A 17112-nucleotide genomic window follows, 5' to 3' on the forward strand; every position below is an offset into this window, starting at 1 on the left:
GCCCGCCTCAAGAACGAGGCGGGCCGCGGGGCTCACCCCTGCGTACCAGGGCGAGACCTCGCGCGTCGGCGACGACAGCGGTGTCGCCATCCGTGTCCGTCCTGGCGACCGACGCGCCGACGGCCACCAGATTGTCCAAAGTGGACTTGTTCGGATGCCCGTAGGTGTTTCCGGCGCCGACGCTTACCAACGCCGCCCGCGGCGCGACGGCGTTGAGGAAGTCCGGTGCCGTGTAACGGCTTCCGTGGTGCGGGACCTTCAGGATCTCGGCACGCAGTTCGGCGCCCTCGGCCATCAGGTCGGTCTGCGCCGAGAGCTCGATGTCGCCCGTCAGCAGCACCCGGCCCGCCGGGGTCCCGGCGCGCAGGACGACGGAGCCGTTGTTGATCACCGTGCCGTCCTGTTCACGGACCGATCGACTGGTGACGTACCGCGGCCCCAGTACGTCCAGTGACAGCCGCGGCCAGTCCAGCCGCTGCCCGATCTCCAGCTCCAGCAAGGGAATCCCGCGGCGCGCGGTCTCGTCGGCGACCTGCTGCCACGCCCAGGCGGGAGCCCGGCCGGGGCCGACGGCGACCGCCCCGACCGACCTGCCCTCGAAGACGGATTCGAGACCGCCGATGTGGTCGGCGTGCAGATGACTCAGCACGATCAACGGCACCCGGTCGACGCCGAGCCTGCTCAGGCATTCGTCGACCGGCCCCGGCTCCGGCCCGGTGTCGACCAGGACCGCCCGCCCTTGCTCACCTGTGGCGAGGGCGACGGCGTCACCCTGCCCGACGTCGCAGGCGACGGCACTCCACGACGCCGGCGGCCATGCCGGAGCAAGCACTCGTACCGGTACGAAGACGAGCAGCCCGGCGGCCAACGCGACCGCCAGGAGGATCCTGGCGTGCCGCAGCCGGATGGCGACGAGCAGCACGACGAGCGATCCGGCCGCCAGCAGCCCGCCCCACCAGCCATCCGGCCAGTCCAGGACCGCTCCCGGCGCACGGGCGCCGTGGCGGGCTACGGTGATGAGCCAGCTCGCCTCGGGTTCGGTCAGGCGGACCAGCAGCGTTCCCGCCGACGGCCACCACGGGCCGACGACGGTGGCGAGCACACCGAAGACGGTGGCCGGGGCGACCACCGGCGCGGCGAGCACATTGGTCACCACCGAAACGAGACTGACCGATCCCGCCATGCCCGCGATGACCGGCGTCGTCACCACGAACGCGGCCAACGGGATGGTCAGCCCCTCGGCGTAGCCTGCCGGAACACCGCGTCCGACCAGCCATTCCGCCCACCTCGGCGCCAGCAGTACCAGACCGGCCGTGGCCAGTACCGAAAGCGCGAACCCGAAGTCGGCGGCCATCGCGGGGTCGGCCACCACGAGCCCCGCCACCGCGAACGCCAGCGCGGGCAGCGCCGAACCCCGGCGCCCCAGTGCCAATGCCAGCAGCCCGACCGCCCCCATGACCCCGGCGCGGAGCACGCTGGGCGCGGGGCCGGCGAGGACCACGAACCCGGCGAGCCCCGCGGCGGCCGCGGCGGCGGAGGTCCGCGGCCCGACCCGGAGCACCCTCAGCAGGAGGAGGATCGAGCCGCAGACGATCGCCACGTTCCCACCGCTCACGGCCATCAGGTGGGACATGCCGGAGTCCGTGAACTCGCGTTCGACCCTCGGGGACAGTGTGCTCGTGTCCCCCACGACCAGCCCGGGCACGAGACCGGCCTGCTCCTCCGGGAGGACGGCGCACAGCTCCCGGAGCCCGGCGCGCAGCGATTCCGCGGCTCGCTGCCACCAAGGCTCCGGCCCGAGGGCCGACGGTGGGCCTCGCACCGAGAGGACAGCGACCGTCAGCTCGGCCCCCTTCGACGGCGCGAGCCGCCCCGAGGCGGTGACCTGCTGCCCGGGCAACAGGCCGGTCCACCCCTCGGCGGGAGCGAGCAGGAGGATCCGGCCGGCCGAATCCACCACCCGCTCACCCGTCACCGCGGTGTCCACCGTCGCGGCGATGACCACCAGGCGGGTGCCTGCCCGGCGATCCGCGTATCCGGCACCGCGGACCGGACGTGGCCGCTCGGTGACCACCACCCTCGCGGTGACGTCACTCCCCCGTGCGGCGGCGGCACGGAGGTCGTCGTGCTCGGCGGCCCGGATCCGCAGCGCCACCGGACCGGCGGTGAGCACGCCGAGGACGGCCAGGGCACCCAAGCCCGCCACCCACCGGGACGCCGTCCGGCGGGCACGGACACCGGCGGCGATCGCGAGCACCACGGCGGCCGCACCGCAGAGCATCGTGATCCACCAGCCGCCCAACAACCCGGAAAGAGTGCCGAGCCAGGCAGTCATCGCGGCCGGTATCAGCCGCAGGTCCTGCCCTCGCCACGACGCGGTGTCCACTTCGGACGGATCGGCGGACGGGTTCATCCGACGGACACCAATTCCCGGATCTTCTTGAACTTGCTTTCGCCGATCCCTTCTACGTCACGGAGTTGCTCGACGCTGGTGAACCCGCCGTGCCCGGACCGCCAGTCGACGATGCGTTTCGCCATCACTTCGCCGACCCCGGGCAGGGTGTCGAGTTGCTCGGCCGTGGCCGAGTTCAGGTCGAGCTTCCCCGGCGGTGCCGCCGTTCCCGCCGCGGCGGGAACGGGGACGCCGACGGCCACCTGCTCGCCGTCGGTGAGCCGCCGGGCCAGATTCACTCCGGTCAGATCCGTTCCGGGCTGTGCCCCACCGGCCGCCGTGAGGGCATCGGCGACCCGTGCGCCCGGAGGGACCGTGACCAGGCCGGGTTTGAGGACCCGGCCGACGACGCTGATCACCAGAGGCGCCTTGCCCGCCGCGGCGGGGACGTCTCCGGCGGCCTTCGCCGACGGCAGGGGCGGCGGGGTCTCCGCCCCCGGCCGGTGTCCGAACAAGGCGATCGCGCCGGTCACGATCACGGCCACCGCGATCAGCACGGCCGCCACGACGAACCACCGCCGGTTCACCGGGATCCCGTCCGCCGTGAACCGGGCGGGCACCCAGCGGCGGACGAGCCTGCCCGCGGGCGGGCCCTGGGTGGGCGACGACAGCTGCGCTGCCAGCCACGCCAGCCTGGCGTTGACGGAAGGTCCCGATGGACGGGCGGTTTGGTCGAACACGTGAACGACGCTACGGAGCGGAAGTGGCGGGCGGCAGTGGTGAATCCCGAAGCTGTGGACAAGTGGGGTGTTGTGGACAACCCGGCTGCGCTCGGGGCCTGTTCACCGGTTTCCGTCGGGGCGGTGTGGGAGGCTTGCCGGTTTTCTAACCGGCTCGCTGGATCACGACGCCGAGCACGCCGGGGCCGGTGTGGGCCCCGATGACGGCGCCGATCTCCGAGACCACGCACCCGTCCGGGCAGTTGATGGATTCCTCGAGCCGGTTGGCCAGTTCGACGGCGCGCTCGGGGGAAGCCAGGTGGTGGACGGCGATGTCGGCGAGCCCGCCTTCGGCCGCTTTCACGGCGAGTTCGACCAGGCGCGCCACCGCGCGATTCATCGTCCGCACCTTCTCCAACGGCTGGATCCGGCCTTCGGACATGTGGAGCACCGGTTTCACCGCGAGCGCCGTGCCGAGCAGGGCGGCCGCCGGGCCGATCCGCCCGCCGCGGCGCAGGTATTCGAGGGTTTCGACGGCGAACAAGGTCTCCGAGCGGCTCACCGCGTCGACCGCGGCGGCCTCCACCTCGGCGGGTTCCGCCCCGTCAGCGGCGGCACTCGCCGCGCGCAGAGCGGCGAAGCCGAGCCCCATCGCGGTGCTGCGCGAATCGACCACGCGCACCTTGTCCGGCCCGACCTCCTGGGCCGCGAGCACCGCGGCCTCCCAGGTGCCGGACAACTCCCGCGACAGATGAACCGACACGACGGCGTCCGCGCCCTCGGCCAGCGCGGCCCGGAACTCCTTGACGAATTCGGCGGGCGTCGGCCGGGACGTCGTGACCAGTCTGCGTTTGCCGAGCGCCTCGGCCAGGGCGGCAGGGCCCATTTCGAGGCCGTCGAGGAAAACGACGCCGTCCACGAGGACGTGCAGCGGGACCACCCGGATCCCGTTCCGTTCGGCGAAGCCTTCCGGCAGGTGGGCGGTGGAATCCGTGACTACGGCGACCGACACGGCAGTCAGCCTACGTTGCCGCGGGGCGGAGCACCGGGGCCATCAGGCGGGCCATTTCCGCGCCGACGGCGGCATGTCCCTCCCACCCCCAGTGCATCCCGTCCGGATTGCCCCGCCCGCTCAGCACGTGGTCGCCGACGACGGCTTCGAGATCCAGCAGCGGGACGTCCGCGCGACGGCCCCAATCGGCGAGGGCGGCGGCGGCACCGGCGCGGGCGGTGTGGACGCGGCCGTACGAGTCGGATCGATGCACGGAGGGCAGCATGCCGAAGATCGGCAGCTCCGGTCGCAGCGTGCGCAAAGCCCCGACAGCGGTGTCGAGATACTGGACGGTGAGCTTCGACGGCAGGACCACCGGGCGCCCCCGGAGGGCGATCGCGAGCCGCGGTTGAGCGGCCAGATACGCCTTGCGCACCACGCGCCGCAGCGGGTCGGGCCGCAGATAGCGGAGACCGGTGCGCAGGTAGGTGGGCAGCGGCGAGGGCAGGGTGTCCATGCTCCCGACGGCCAGCACGACGGCGTCGACATGATGCAGATCGGCCCAGACACGCGGATCACCGATCAACGACCACCAGGCGTCACGGGCGGTCCAGCCGAAGCCGGCGACGAGGTCCGCGGCGCCACCGAGCGCTTCGGCGGCGATGTTGGGCCACAGACGCGCGTCGTCGGCGGCGTGCGGGCCGTCCGGGCCGTGGAAGCTGAGGGAATCGCCGAACACCAGCAGGCGCGGGGCCATGTTCAGCCGGTGATGCCCGCGTTGTAGGCGGCCAGCCGCCAGTTGCCGTCACGCCTGGTCAGTTCGACCCAGTGACAATTCGCGATCCCGCCCAGCGAAGGCCAGGACGGGACCGGCAGGCCGAGCAGTTTCGCGGTCAGTGCGATGATCAGGCCGCCGTGCGTGGCCAGCAGTACCGCGTCGCCGGCGTCGGAATTGGGCCGGTCCAGGTCCGCGACGACCTCCATCGCGCGTTCGGCGACATCGACCCGCGACTCGCCGCCGGGCGGTGCCCAGGTCGCGTCGACGCGCCAGCGCGCGCGTTCCCCTGGGTACGCCTCGTCGACCTGCTGACCGGTGAAGCCCTGCCATTCACCCAGATGGGTTTCCCGGAGGCGCTTGTCGATCCGCAACGGGACGCCGATGGCCTCCGTGAGCACGGTGGCCGTGTCGGTGGCGCGGCGCAGATCCGAGGCGATCACCAGATCCGGCGAGAACCGGGCGAGCGCGGGCACGGCGAACCTGGCCTGGTTCCAGCCGACCGGTGTCAGCGCGGAGTCCAGATGCCCCTGCATCCGGCCTGCCGCGTTGTAGTCGGTCTCGCCGTGGCGCCAGAGCACCAGCCGCCGCGGGCTCACGAGGCGCCTTGCGCGTCGGCGGGGTCCTCCTCGGCGGGTGTCTCCAGACCGGCGACCTCGATCCGCGGGCAGTCCTTCCAGAGCCGCTCGAGACCGTAGAAGGAGCGTTCCTCCTGGTGCTGGACGTGGATGACGACGTCGACGTAGTCCAGCAGGACCCAGCGGCCCTCACGGGCGCCTTCACGGCGGACGGGCTTGTGCCCGCCGAGCCGGAGCTGCTCCTCGACGTTGTCGACGATGGCGCCGACCTGGCGCTCGTTGGGCGCGGACGCGATGACGAAGGCGTCGGTGATGACCAGCTGGTCGGACACGTCCAGCACGACCACGTCGCTCGCCTTCTTGTCCGCCGCCGCATGGGCGGCCGCTACGGCCAGCTCTCGTGCCTCGGACGTGGCTGTCACAGTTCTCCTCAAACAGATGGCTTTACTCGCGGGTTCGCCCGACGAGGATACCCGGTCAGGAACCCCGGTCTTTCCGATAGAGGTCCTTTTTGGCGATGTAGCGCACCACACCGTCGGGGACGAGGTACCAGACGGGCTCCCCGCCTTCGACGCGTTCGCGGCACGCGGTGGACGAGATCGCCATCGCGGTCACCTCGACCAGGCTCACCTTCCCGCTCGGCAGATGCTGTGAATTGAGCCGGTAGCCGGGCCTGGTGACGCCGATGAAATGGGCGAGGTCGAACAGTTCGTCGGCGTTGCGCCAGGTGAGGATCTGTTCGAGCGCGTCCGCGCCGGTGATGAAGAACAGCTGGTCGTCCGGGTACTCGGCACGCAGGTCGCGCAGGGTGTCGACGGTGTAGGTCTGCCCGACGCGGTCGATGTCGACGCGGCTGACCGAGAACACGGGGTTGGACGCCGTCGCGATCACCGTCATCAGATAGCGGTCCTCGGCACGGGTGACCACCCTGTCGGACTTCTGCCACGGCTGACCGGTGGGCACGAAGATGACCTCGTCGAGCGCGAATCGCGCCTGGACCTCACTGGCCGCGACGAGGTGCCCGTGGTGAATGGGGTCGAACGTGCCGCCCATGACCCCGATCCTGCGTGGTGACATGGGTCGTGAGCCTATACAGCGCGCGAGGCTCCACGCTCGGGTCGCCGGACCCACCGACCGGTGGTGATCTGGGTCACATTACAGTCCGTTCCATGGATGAACGGTCCGTTCACCACATGCCGATCGCGACTTCGTCGGTGGCATGGGGTAGAGGTGGGGACGTGGACACATCGACTCTCCGGGACCGCGCCGAGACCCTCCTCCAGTCGTTGGCGGGCGAGGGCGCCCGCCTGCGTGACGACCAGTGGACGGCCATCGAGGCGCTGGTCGCCCACCGCCGTCGCGCGCTCGTCGTGCAGCGCACCGGCTGGGGGAAGTCCGCGGTGTACTTCCTGGCCACCGCGTTGCTGCGGGAACGGGGCAACGGCCCGACGGTGATCATCTCGCCGTTGCTCGCGCTGATGCGCAACCAGATCTCCGCCGCGGCGAGGGCCGGCATCCACGCGGCGACGATGAACTCCGCGAACCCGCAGGAGTGGGATCAGGTCCAGGCGGCGATCGCGGCGGGCGAGGTCGACGTCCTCCTGGTCAGCCCGGAGCGGCTCAACAACCCGGATTTCCGCGACACCGTCCTGCCGAAGCTGACCGCGACCGCCGGCCTGCTCGTGGTCGACGAGGCGCACTGCATCTCGGACTGGGGCCACGACTTCCGCCCGGACTACCGGCGGCTGCGGACCCTGTTGAAGGACCTGCCCGACGGTGTCCCGGTGCTCGCCACCACCGCGACCGCGAACGACCGCGTGGCCACCGATGTCGCCGAGCAGCTCGGCATCGGCAACGGGGGCGACACCCTCGTCCTGCGCGGCAGCCTGGACCGCGAAAGTCTCCATCTGTCGGTGGCCAAGCTGCCGACGTCGCAGGCCCGGCTCGCCTGGCTGGCCGAGCACCTGGTGGAGCTGCCGGGTTCCGGCATCATCTACACGCTCACCGTCGCCGCGGCGCACGACGTCGCGGGGTTGCTGACCGAGCGCGGCTACCCGGTCGCCGCCTACACCGGGAAGACCGACCCGGCGGACCGGCAAGCGGCCGAAGACGACCTGCTGAACAACAACGTCAAGGCGCTGGTGGCCACTTCGGCACTGGGCATGGGCTTCGACAAGCCGGACCTGGGCTTCGTGGTCCATCTCGGTGCACCGTCCTCCCCGATCGCCTACTACCAGCAGGTCGGCCGTGCCGGGCGTGGCGTCGACCGCGCCGAAGTGATCCTCTTACCGGGCCACGAGGACAAGGACATCTGGGCGTACTTCGGCTCACTGGCCTTCCCGGACGAGCTTCGGGTGACGCAGGTGTTGAACGCCCTGGCGTACGCGGACCGTCCACTGTCGACACCGGCGCTCGAACCGTTCGTCGAGCTTTCCCGGTCCCGGCTGGAGATGGTCCTGAAGGTGCTGGACGTCGACGGCGCCGTCCGCCGGGTGAAGGGCGGCTGGGAGGGCACCGGCGAAGAGTGGCGCTACGACAAGGAGCGCTACGCACGAGTCAGCGCGGCGCGGACCAACGAACAGAACGCCATGCTGGCTTACCTGGAGACCACCGGCTGCCGGATGGAGTTCCTGCGCAAGCAGCTCGACGATCCCGAAGCCACCCCCTGCGGGCGATGTGACAACTGCACCGGACGGCATTGGGACACCACGATTTCCGACGACGTCGTCGACGCCACCCGGCAACGGCTGCGCCGTCCGGGGGTCGAGGTCGCGCCGCGGAAGATGTGGCCGACCGGGATGGCCGGGCTGGAGGTCCCGCTCTCCGGGCGGCTGCCGGCGGGCGAGCAGGCCGAGACCGGCCAGGTCGTCGGCCGGGTGACCGACGTCGGCTGGGGCACGCGGCTGCGCGAACTCGTCGGCCCGGCCGCGGCGGACACCGAACTCCCCGAACCGGTCTTCCAGGCCTGTATCGAGGTACTCAAGGGCTGGCAGTGGACGGAGCGCCCTGTGGCGGTGGTGGAAGTGCCTTCCGCCACGCGACCTCAGCTGGTCCACAGCCTGGCGACGAAGCTGGCCTCGATCGGACGCCTGGAGTACCTGGGCGCCATCGCCTCGGCGGGGCCGCCGCCGCGTCAGGCGAACAGCGCGCAGCGGCTGGCCGATCTGTGGAAACGCCTCAGCCTCCCCGAGGACCTGGCGGCGCGAGTGGCCGCGGCCGACGGCCCGATCCTGCTGGTCGATGACCTCATCGACACAGGGTGGACGATGACGCTGTCCGCGCGGCTGCTCCGCCAGGCGGGAGCGCGTGCGGTGCTGCCGTTCGCTCTCGCCAGCACCTCGTAACCGAAGAGCGCGATCCCGACATTCGACAGGTTCTTTCCCGCGCGAGGACTTTCTGGCAAGGTTCCGTCCACGCGCGAGTACGGAGGTGCCGATGGCGGACTCAACGACGGAGCGGCTGGGACATCGGCTCCCGGTGAAGAAGTTGTTCGCCGCCAGTGTCGGCAACGCGCTGGAATGGTTCGACTGGACCATCTACGCGACGTTCAGCATCTACTTCGCCAGTGAGTTCTTCCCGAAGGGCAACGAAGCCCTGGCGTTGATCAACACCTTCGCCACCTACGCGCTGGCGTTCTTCTTCCGCCCGCTCGGCGGGATGCTGCTCGGCCGGTTCGCCGACGTCAGGGGCCGGAAGCCGGCGATGATCCTGACCATCGTGCTGATGGCTGGCGGATCGGTGGCCATCGGCCTCCTGCCGACATTCGACCAGGTCGGCTGGTTTGCCCCGATCCTGTTGCTGCTGGCCAGGGTGGCACAGGGACTGTCGCTCGGCGGTGAGGTCTCCAACGCTTCGGCCTACCTCGGTGAGATCGCCCCGCCCGCCCGTCGCGGCCGGTACTCCGCCTTCTTCTACATCTCGACCGGTTCCGCCGTCCTGCTCGCCTCGATCCTCGGGTTCGTGCTCGCGCGGACGATGTCCAAGGCGGATCTGACCGCGTACGGCTGGCGGATCCCGTTCCTGCTCGGCGGTGTTCTCGGCATCGTCGGCCTGTGGCTCCGGCGCAGTCTCGCCGAGACCGAGATCTTCGAGGAGAAGAAGTCGACGGCGCGCCGGGTCGAACGTCCGCTGCGCACCACCCTCCGCGAGCACCCGCGGGCCGTCGTGCAGCTCGTGGGCTTCTCGATGCTTTCGACCCTTTGCTACTACACGTTCTTCAGCGCCCTGACCTCCTTCGCGGTCAAGACCCGCAAGGCCGACGACGTCGACGTGTTCCTCGCGTTGTCGATCGCGACGGCGTTGTTCGTCGCGCTCCAATACCCGATGGGCGCCTTGTCGGATCGTTTCGGACGCAAACCACAGCTGCTCGTGTGGGCGGCGGCGACCGCGATCCTCATCGTCCCACTGTCCACTTTGGTCAGGCCGGGGCTGCCGGGTCTGATGATCGTGTTCTGCGTCGGGCTCTGCCTGTACACGGCGATGACGTCGATCGCGCCCGCGATCATGAGCGAGCTGTTCCCCACCGAACTGCGCGGCCTTGGCATCGGCGCCTGGTACAACCTGACCGTGGCGTTGTTCGGCGGGACTGCTCCCCTGGTGCTCACCGCACTGTCCGACGCGGGGCTGTCGACGCTGTTCTTCTGGTACGTGGCCGCCGGAGCGGTGATCGCGTTCTTCGTCATCCGCACCCTGCCGGAGACCAAGGGCAGCGACCTGCGCTGAAAACTCCGTCGCCGATGACGTGACGAGGTGGCTACCCTCGCGCTCCTACGACGAGTGCGAAGGAGGGACACCGTGTTGTTCGGCGATGTAAGCGAGGAACTGGCGCGACGCGTGGTGGAAGCCCTTCGCCACGTCACCGATATCGAGCCTCCCTCCGCGCTGGTGCGGGTCTCCGCGCAAGACGGGGTCGACTACCAGTGCGATCTCGCGATGAGCCTGGGCAAGCGGCTCGGCAAGCCGCCGAGGGAGATCGCCGCCGCGATCGCGGCGCGGCTCGACGTCGCCGACCTCGCCGAACCACCGGAGGTCGCGGGGCCGGGCTTCCTGAACTTCACGCTGCGCTCGTCCTGGCTGGCCGAGCGGACGACCGCGCTCAACGGTGACCCGCGGCTGGGTGTCGCGGTGACACCGCGGCCGCGGCGGATCGCCATCGACTACAGCAGTCCGAACGTGGCGAAGGAAATGCACGCCGGCCACCTCCGGTCGACTGTCATCGGTGACGCGATCACGCGATTGGCGCGGTTCGCCGGACATGAGGTCATCCCGCACAACCATCTCGGCGACTGGGGTACCCCGTTCGGCATGCTGATCGAGCATCTGCTCGACGAGCGTCCCTCGGGTCCGTACACGATCGGAGATCTCAACGGCTTCTACCGGGCCGCCCGGTCGAAGTTCGAAAGCGACGACGACTTCGCGAGCCGGTCGCGGAACCGTGTGGTGCTCCTGCAAAGCGGTGACGATGAGACCTTGTCGCTGTGGCGGCGCCTGGTCGACGAATCGACACGGCATTTCACCCAGGTCTACGAACTCCTCGGCATCGACCTAACGGGCCGGGACATCTACGGCGAGAGCTTCTACAACCCCTTTCTCGCCGCGGTCGTAGACGACCTGACCGCCGCTGGGCTGACCGAGGTCAGCGATGGCGCGGTCTGCGTCTTTCCCGACGGCTTCCGCAACCGGGAAGGCGATCCTCTGCCGCTCATCGTGCGGAAGCGGGACGGTGGTTACGGTTACGCGGCCACCGATCTCGCGACCGTGCGGTACTGGACGGAACAACGTGGGGTGACCGACCTGCTCTACGTCGTCGGTGCGCCACAAGCGCAGCACTTCGCGATGGTGTTCGCCGTCTGCCGGGCCGCCGGTTGGCTCCGCAATGAACATCGGGCCGAGCACATCGCGTTCGGCTCGGTGCTCGGTGAAGACGGCCGCGCCATGAAGACCCGGGCGGGCGAGTCGGTCCGTCTCTCCGACCTGCTCGCCGAGGCGGTCTCCCACGCCGCCGAAGTGATCGACGGCCGGGGCGACCTCTCCCCCGACGTGAGGGCAGAGGTCGCCGAGGCGATCGGGATCGGCGCGCTCAAGTACGCCGATCTTTCCGGCGATCGCGAGCGTGACTACGTCTTTTCCTGGGACCGGATGCTCGCCGTGAACGGGAACACGTCGGTCTACCTGCAATACGCCAACACGCGAATCCGTTCCGTGCTGGCGAAGGCGGGCCAGGACCTCACCGGAGCGCGGATCCTGCTCGGCCATCCCGCGGAACGGGCGCTGGCGCTCGCGCTGACCCGCTTCCCCGAGGCGGTCGGTGCGGCGACCACCGGGTATCTCCCCCACAAGTTGTGCACCTACCTGTACGAAACCGCGGTCGTGTTCACGCGGTTCTACGAACAGTGCCCGCTACTGAACGCGGAAGGTGCCGGCGTCCGCGACTCACGGCTGCTGCTGGCCGAACTCACCTCGAAGACGCTGACGCTGGGTTTGTCCCTGCTCGGCATCTCCACCCCTGCCCGGCTATGAGTCGCCGTGGTCGCTGAAGACCTTGCGCTTCAACGGAGGGACCGCCTGGAAGAAGCGGAACATCCCTCGTGCCATCGTTCGGCCCGCCCGGTTCTCCGACACGAACTGGCGGGCACTGCGTTCCGATTCGCGCACCGCCGCGAAACCGTAGTCCCGCATCCGCTGCTCGTAGTCGGCGACCGCGGCGTGCACCGCGCCGGTCTTCCGTGCTTCGACGAGGTTGCGGCACAACAGCTGCGCGTCCCGGAGCGCGGTGTTCGCGCCGATACCGCGAAACGGCGTCATGCTGTGGATCGCGTCACCGAGCAGGGTGATATTGCTCGTCGGCCAGGGAGCGACGGGCTTCGACGTGAAGATCGGCAGCCGGGACACCGATCCCTCGGGTGAGCCGGCAACCAGTTCCTTGAACGCGGGGGCCCAGCCGTCGATCAGGTCCAGCACCAGGGCTCGCAGCGCGGCACCGTCCAATGAGGACAGGTTGTCCGGGTAGCGCCGGTCGTCCGCCGCGAACGCCCACATGATGTAGCTCGAGGTGTTGTCGAACAGGACGGGGTCGTATTCGGCGGTCTCGTCGTTGACCGACGAGACACCGGCCAGTTCGTGCGGCGCGGTGAACAAGCCCGCGCCGGTGCGCGGCATCACCAGGCTCGGACCGTCGGTGAGCTGGGCGGGCAAACGCTTGCGGGTCTCTTCGGTCAGCGGATGTTTGCCCGCGATCGCGACGATCCCGGTGTCCACCCGCTCGGCTTCGGGAAGGAACTGTTTACGCACCCGGGAATTGGCCCCGTCGGCGCCGATGACCAAGTCGGCCTCGACGGTGCTGCCGTCGGCGAACTCGCAGACGACCACCTCGCCTTCACGGCGGTAGCCGACGAACTCCTTGCCGTGGTGCAGAACTCCGTCGAGCCCGTCGGACAGCACCTGATGGAGGCTGATCCGGCTGACCGAGTGGTGATCGGACGCGGGATCCGGGCTCGACGTGAGCTCGCTGTCGATCACCATCAGGTCCTGCAGCCGCTCGGTGACGAACGTGAACGGCCCGCTCGCGCTGCCCGCGGTCTCCAGGAAACGTCGCCAGAGCTCGGGCGGCAGGCATTCGTGCAGCGCGGCCGAGCCGTGCGGATTGATGTGCACGCGATAGCCCTGCAGGCGTTCGGTCCGAGTACGGCTGCGTTCGTGAACGGACACGTCGATTCCCGCCTTGCGCAGACCTTGCGCCAGGCAGAGCCCACCCGTGCCGCCGCCGATGATCGCGATTCTCGTAGTCATGGGTTTCTCCTTCGCTTCGCCGACAACTATCAACCATCTGGATGATACAGTCAACTACATGTTTGAAAGAGTCAGCGGCTAAGCTGAACCGCATGTCCGAAGCCGTCCCGCGCAGCCCTCGCCGCGCCCCCGTCGAACGCCAGCGCGATCCCGAGCGCACGAAGGCACAACTCTTGGAGGCGGCGAAGGCCGAGTTCGGCGCGAAGGGGTATGCCGCGGCACGCGTCAGCGAGATCGCCGCGAAAGCGGGCGTGAACAAACAGCTGATCTCGTACTACTTCGGCGGCAAGGAAGGGCTGTACAACGCGCTGACGGCGACGATGTACGACGATTACGCCGCGGCCGCCGACCACGAGAAGCCATTCGCGGAGGTCGTCCGGTTCTTCGCCCAGTCGGGAGTCCGGGACCACGACCTCGCCAAGCTGTTCCTCTGGGAGAACCTGACCGACGGCGCACCCGACGCGGTCGGCGTCGAGGGCCAGCGCGGGTTCCTCCAGCGACAGGTGGAGTACGTGCGGGCCCGGCAGGCCGCGGGCGACTTCCCTGCCGACCTCGACCCCGCGTTCCTGCTGGTGATCTTCATGGCCGCGTCCAGTGCCGCGCTGGCGCTGCCTCGCGTCGTACGCGCCGTCTCCGGCCAGGACCCCGCCTCGGCCGAGTTCGCCGAGGCCTACGGCGAGCAGTTGGCGCGTCTGGTCGGTCACCTAGCCGATCCAGGCAAGCGGTAGCAAAGGTCCCCCGCTACCGCTTGGACCCTTCGGGCCACCGCCGGACTAGGGAGGGCAAGTGGAAGAACGGCGGCCGACGTTCGGCATGTGTGGCGACTGGCGCGGCGCCGAGGACCTGATGCGGCGGCCCAGCGAACCGGGACGACGATCGCGGAAGAGAGGCCCAGGTTCGCGGAACTTCCTGCCCGGGCCTGGTGCGCTAGCGGCGCAGCGGGACGAGGTCGTCCGCGTGAACGACCTCGCGTCGCTGTTCCGCAGGGAGGTCGTGACTGGAGCGGCCGATGAGGTCGGGCAGTTCGCCCGCGTCGAAGGCCACGACACCGCGCGCCACGGTCCGCTGCCGGAGATCGACCAGGTCGACGACGTCGCCCGCCTGGAAGTCACCGTCGACGCCGGTGATCCCGGCGGCCAGCAACGAACGGCGACGGCGGACGACGGCCGCGACCGCGCCGTCGTCGAGGTGCAGTTTCCCGGACGCGCCCGCGGCGTAGCCCAGCCAGAACCGGCGGGCCGACAGCCGGGAGTCGGCGGCGGCGAAGGCCGTGCCGACCTCGGCGGTGGTCAGGGCGCGCGCGGCCTCGGAAGCGGCGGCGAGCAGGACAGGGATTCCGGCGCCGGCGGCGGTGCGGGCGGCGGCGAGCTTCGAGACCATGCCGCCGGTGCCGAGCCCGGAGCTCGACATGCCGACGGTGATCCCGTCCACATCGGACTCCCCGGCGACCTCGGCGATCTTGCGGGTCGCGCCGTCGCGGGGATCCCCGTCGTACAGACCGTCCACATCGGACAGAAGGACGAGCGCGTCGGCGCCGATGAGGTGGGCCACCAGCGCGGCCAGCCGGTCGTTGTCGCCGAAGCGGATCTCTTCGGTGGCCACGGTGTCGTTCTCGTTGACCACCGGAACCGCGCCGAGGGCCAGCAGCCGGGTGAACGTGTTCTGCGCGTTGCGGTAGTGCGCGCGGCGCACGACGTCGTCCGACGTCAGCAGAACCTGGCCCACCGTCAGGGAGAACCGGCCGAACGACTCGGCGTAGGCGTGCGCCAGCGCGAGCTGGCCGACACTGGCCGCGGCCTGCTGGGTGGCGAGGTCACGCGGCCGTTTGCCGAGCGAGAGCGGCGCGAGACCCGCGCCGATCGCACCCGAGGAAACCAGCACGATCTGCGTGCCGCGGGAGACCCGGCCGGCGATCGCGTCCACCAGCGCGTCCAGCCTGGTCACGTCGAGACCGTCGCCGGCGGTGGTCAGCGCGGAGGAACCGACCTTGACGACCACCCGCTTCGCGTCGGCGATCGCCACCCGGGTTGAGCTCACTCGTCGTCCATCTCGTCTTCGTCTTCGATGCCGTCCGGACCGTCACGACGGATCCGGCGGGCTTCCTTGCGCTCGGCGGCACCGATCCGGCTGGTGTTCTCCAGCCGCACGTCCGTGCCCCGGCCCGACAGGTGCACAGCGACCCCGGCCGGGGTCGACGGCTCCCACTCGAACTGCACGTCGCCGATGGTGACGGGGCTGCCGGGTACGGCGCCCTTGCGTGCGAGTACTTCCTCGACGCCCAGCCGGTTGAGCCGGTCCGCGAGGTAACCCACGGCTTCGTCGTTGCCGAAGTTGGTCTGGCGGATCCACCGCTCCGGGCGGGAGCCGCGGATGATGAACGCGCCTTCCTCCTCCGGGTCGTGCTCGACGGTGAAGCCCGCGTCGTCGACGGCCATCGGCCGGAGCACGACCTTGGCAGGCTCGGGGGCGGGCTGGTCGGCGCGGTACTTCTCGACGACGGCGGCGAGCGCGTAGGTCAGTTCCTTCAGACCCTGCCGCGACGCCGTGGAGATCTCGAACACGCTGAGCCCGCGGGCTTCCAGCTCCGGGCGCACGAACTCGGCGAGTTCGGCGGCGTCCGGGATGTCGATCTTGTTCAGCACCACCACGCGCGGCCGGTCGGCGAGGTCGCCGCCGAGGCTCGGGGTGTAGCGGGCGAGCTCTTCTTCGAGGGCGTCGATGTCGGACAGCGGGTCGCGCCCCGGCTCGAAGGTGGCGCAGTCGACGACGTGCACCAGCACCGCGCAGCGCTCGATGTGGCGCAGGAAGTCGAGGCCGAGGCCCTTGCCCTCGCTCGCGCCGGGGATCAGCCCCGGGACGTCGGCCATGGTGAACACGGTCGAGCCGGCGGTGATCACGCCCAGGTTCGGCACCAGCGTGGTGAACGGGTAGTCGGCGATCTTCGGCTTGGCGGCCGACAGCACCGAGATCAGCGACGATTTGCCCGCGGACGGGAAGCCCAGCAGTCCGACGTCGGCGACCGAGCGCAGCTCCAGAACGAGGTCGCGGGTCTCCCCCGGCTCGCCCAGCAGCGCGAATCCGGGCGCCCGGCGGGCCTTGGAGGCCAGCGCGGCGTTGCCGAGGCCGCCGCGGCCGCCCTGAGCGGCGACGAACGTGGTGCCGGGGCCGACCAGGTCGGCCAGGATCTCGCCGTCCTCGGTCATCACGACGGTGCCGGACGGGACGCGCATCTCCAGCGTCTCCCCCGCCGCGCCCGCGCGGTTGCCGCCCTGGCCCAGCTTGCCGTTGCCGGCGCGGGCGTGCGGGCGGAAGTGGAAGTCGAGCAGCGTGTGGACGTTCGGGTCGACGACCAGCAGCACGTCGCCGCCGTTTCCGCCGTTGCCGCCGTCCGGGCCGCCGAGGGGCTTGAACTTCTCGCGGTGCACCGAGGCGCAGCCGTTCCCACCGTCACCGGCGGCCAGATGGATCACCGCTCGGTCCACGAACCGGGACGCCATGACTTGCCTCTATTCACTCGCGAAAAAGGGGATACACAAAACAAACGAGGGGTGGGCCCGGATATTCCGGCCCCACCCCTCGTCAGAGGTTCTAACTCGAAGCCGGAACTCAGGCTTCGGTCGGCACGATGTTGACCGTCTTGCGGCCACGCTTCTCGCCGAACTGGACCGCACCGGCGGCCAGCGCGAACAGCGTGTCGTCGCCGCCACGGCCGACGTTCACACCGGGGTGGAACTTGGTGCCACGCTGGCGGATCAAGATCTCGCCCGCGTTGACTTCCTGGCCGCCGTAGCGCTTGACGCCCAGTCGCTGCGCGTTCGAATCGCGACCGTTGCGGGAGCTGGACGCACCCTTCTTGTGAGCCATGGCTC

15 protein-coding genes are annotated in these 17112 nt (G+C 70.1%); 4 read left to right on the plus strand and 11 right to left on the minus strand.

The window, feature by feature from the left end; translation table 11 throughout:
* Positions 1-7: 7 nt before the first annotated feature.
* From H4W30_RS29810 to nadD, 7 genes are all read right to left on the minus strand, one after another.
* On the minus strand, positions 8-2413 hold the full coding sequence (locus tag H4W30_RS29810; RefSeq protein ID WP_192745830.1) for a ComEC/Rec2 family competence protein: 2406 nt from the start codon (positions 2411-2413) through the stop codon (positions 8-10).
* A complete protein-coding gene (locus H4W30_RS29815) occupies positions 2410-3132 on the minus strand; it encodes a helix-hairpin-helix domain-containing protein (RefSeq protein ID WP_192745831.1) in 723 nt (240 codons plus the stop codon). The genes H4W30_RS29810 and H4W30_RS29815 overlap by 4 nt, the downstream gene beginning before the upstream one ends.
* 145 nt (positions 3133-3277) lie before the next feature.
* Positions 3278-4123, minus strand: coding sequence for a DegV family protein (locus tag H4W30_RS29820; RefSeq protein WP_192745832.1), 846 nt, complete (start codon positions 4121-4123; stop codon positions 3278-3280).
* A gap of 10 nt (positions 4124-4133) precedes the next feature.
* Entirely contained in the window at positions 4134-4859 is a 726-nt protein-coding gene (gene octT / locus H4W30_RS29825; protein WP_192745833.1) for a diglucosylglycerate octanoyltransferase, read from the minus strand.
* 2 nt (positions 4860-4861) lie between these two features.
* Positions 4862-5476, minus strand: a complete 615-nt coding sequence (locus tag H4W30_RS29830; protein WP_126729709.1) for a histidine phosphatase family protein — start codon at positions 5474-5476, stop codon at positions 4862-4864.
* Positions 5473-5877 (minus strand): ribosome silencing factor, encoded by a 405-nt coding sequence (gene rsfS / locus H4W30_RS29835; protein WP_016332398.1) that lies wholly within the window; start codon positions 5875-5877, stop codon positions 5473-5475. Before rsfS ends, H4W30_RS29830 begins: the two co-directional genes overlap by 4 nt.
* Positions 5878-5932: 55 nt before the next feature.
* Complete coding sequence (nadD, locus tag H4W30_RS29840) at positions 5933-6532, minus strand: nicotinate-nucleotide adenylyltransferase (protein ID WP_192745834.1); 600 nt, start codon at positions 6530-6532, stop codon at positions 5933-5935.
* A gap of 161 nt (positions 6533-6693) precedes the next feature.
* Here nadD and H4W30_RS29845 point away from each other — a divergent pair, with 161 nt between their 5' ends.
* From H4W30_RS29845 to argS, 3 genes are all read left to right on the plus strand, one after another.
* Positions 6694-8799 carry a RecQ family ATP-dependent DNA helicase gene (locus H4W30_RS29845; protein WP_192745835.1) on the plus strand — a complete coding sequence of 702 codons (2106 nt, stop codon included), beginning with the start codon at positions 6694-6696 and terminating at the stop codon, positions 8797-8799.
* Positions 8800-8890: 91 nt separating this feature from the next.
* The gene (locus H4W30_RS29850) at positions 8891-10177 is read left to right on the plus strand and encodes an MFS transporter (protein ID WP_192745836.1); all 1287 of its coding nucleotides are present in this window, start codon (positions 8891-8893) and stop codon (positions 10175-10177) included.
* 72 nt (positions 10178-10249) lie between these two features.
* Positions 10250-11974 (plus strand): arginine--tRNA ligase, encoded by a 1725-nt coding sequence (argS, locus tag H4W30_RS29855; protein ID WP_192745837.1) that lies wholly within the window; start codon positions 10250-10252, stop codon positions 11972-11974.
* Here the strand turns inward: argS and H4W30_RS29860 are convergent.
* A complete protein-coding gene (locus tag H4W30_RS29860) occupies positions 11969-13243 on the minus strand; it encodes an FAD-dependent oxidoreductase (RefSeq protein ID WP_192745838.1) in 1275 nt (424 codons plus the stop codon). The two genes, argS and H4W30_RS29860, sit on opposite strands and share 6 nt — an antisense overlap.
* Positions 13244-13335: 92 nt before the next feature.
* Here H4W30_RS29860 and H4W30_RS29865 point away from each other — a divergent pair, with 92 nt between their 5' ends.
* Positions 13336-13971, plus strand: a complete 636-nt coding sequence (locus tag H4W30_RS29865; protein WP_192745839.1) for a TetR/AcrR family transcriptional regulator — start codon at positions 13336-13338, stop codon at positions 13969-13971.
* A 199-nt stretch (positions 13972-14170) separates the two neighbouring features.
* Here the strand turns inward: H4W30_RS29865 and proB are convergent, their stop codons facing one another.
* The 3 genes from proB to rpmA form a co-directional block, all read right to left on the minus strand.
* Positions 14171-15280: a glutamate 5-kinase gene (gene proB / locus H4W30_RS29870; protein WP_192745840.1), complete on the minus strand. Its 1110-nt coding sequence runs from the start codon at positions 15278-15280 to the stop codon at positions 14171-14173.
* Positions 15277-16740: a GTPase ObgE gene (obgE, locus tag H4W30_RS29875; RefSeq protein ID WP_192745841.1), complete on the minus strand. Its 1464-nt coding sequence runs from the start codon at positions 16738-16740 to the stop codon at positions 15277-15279. Before obgE ends, proB begins: the two co-directional genes overlap by 4 nt.
* Before the next feature lie 109 nt (positions 16741-16849).
* Positions 16850-17107 (minus strand): 50S ribosomal protein L27, encoded by a 258-nt coding sequence (gene rpmA / locus H4W30_RS29880; protein WP_007034782.1) that lies wholly within the window; start codon positions 17105-17107, stop codon positions 16850-16852.
* Positions 17108-17112 lie beyond the last annotated feature (5 nt).

The organism is Amycolatopsis roodepoortensis (assembly GCF_014873915.1).
Lineage (GTDB): Bacteria > Actinomycetota > Actinomycetes > Mycobacteriales > Pseudonocardiaceae > Amycolatopsis > Amycolatopsis roodepoortensis.

Coding starts and splice junctions, on each gene's coding strand:
- H4W30_RS29810 (WP_192745830.1), bottom strand. CDS start 2,413: ATGAACCCGTCCGCCGATCCGTCCGAAGTGGACACCGCGTCGTGGCGA.
- octT (WP_192745833.1), bottom strand. CDS start 4,859: ATGGCCCCGCGCCTGCTGGTGTTCGGCGATTCCCTCAGCTTCCACGGC.
- nadD (WP_192745834.1), bottom strand. CDS start 6,532: ATGTCACCACGCAGGATCGGGGTCATGGGCGGCACGTTCGACCCCATT.
- H4W30_RS29850 (WP_192745836.1), top strand. CDS start 8,891: ATGGCGGACTCAACGACGGAGCGGCTGGGACATCGGCTCCCGGTGAAG.
- H4W30_RS29860 (WP_192745838.1), bottom strand. CDS start 13,243: ATGACTACGAGAATCGCGATCATCGGCGGCGGCACGGGTGGGCTCTGC.
- H4W30_RS29865 (WP_192745839.1), top strand. CDS start 13,336: ATGTCCGAAGCCGTCCCGCGCAGCCCTCGCCGCGCCCCCGTCGAACGC.
- obgE (WP_192745841.1), bottom strand. CDS start 16,740: ATGGCGTCCCGGTTCGTGGACCGAGCGGTGATCCATCTGGCCGCCGGT.
- rpmA (WP_007034782.1), bottom strand. CDS start 17,107: ATGGCTCACAAGAAGGGTGCGTCCAGCTCCCGCAACGGTCGCGATTCG.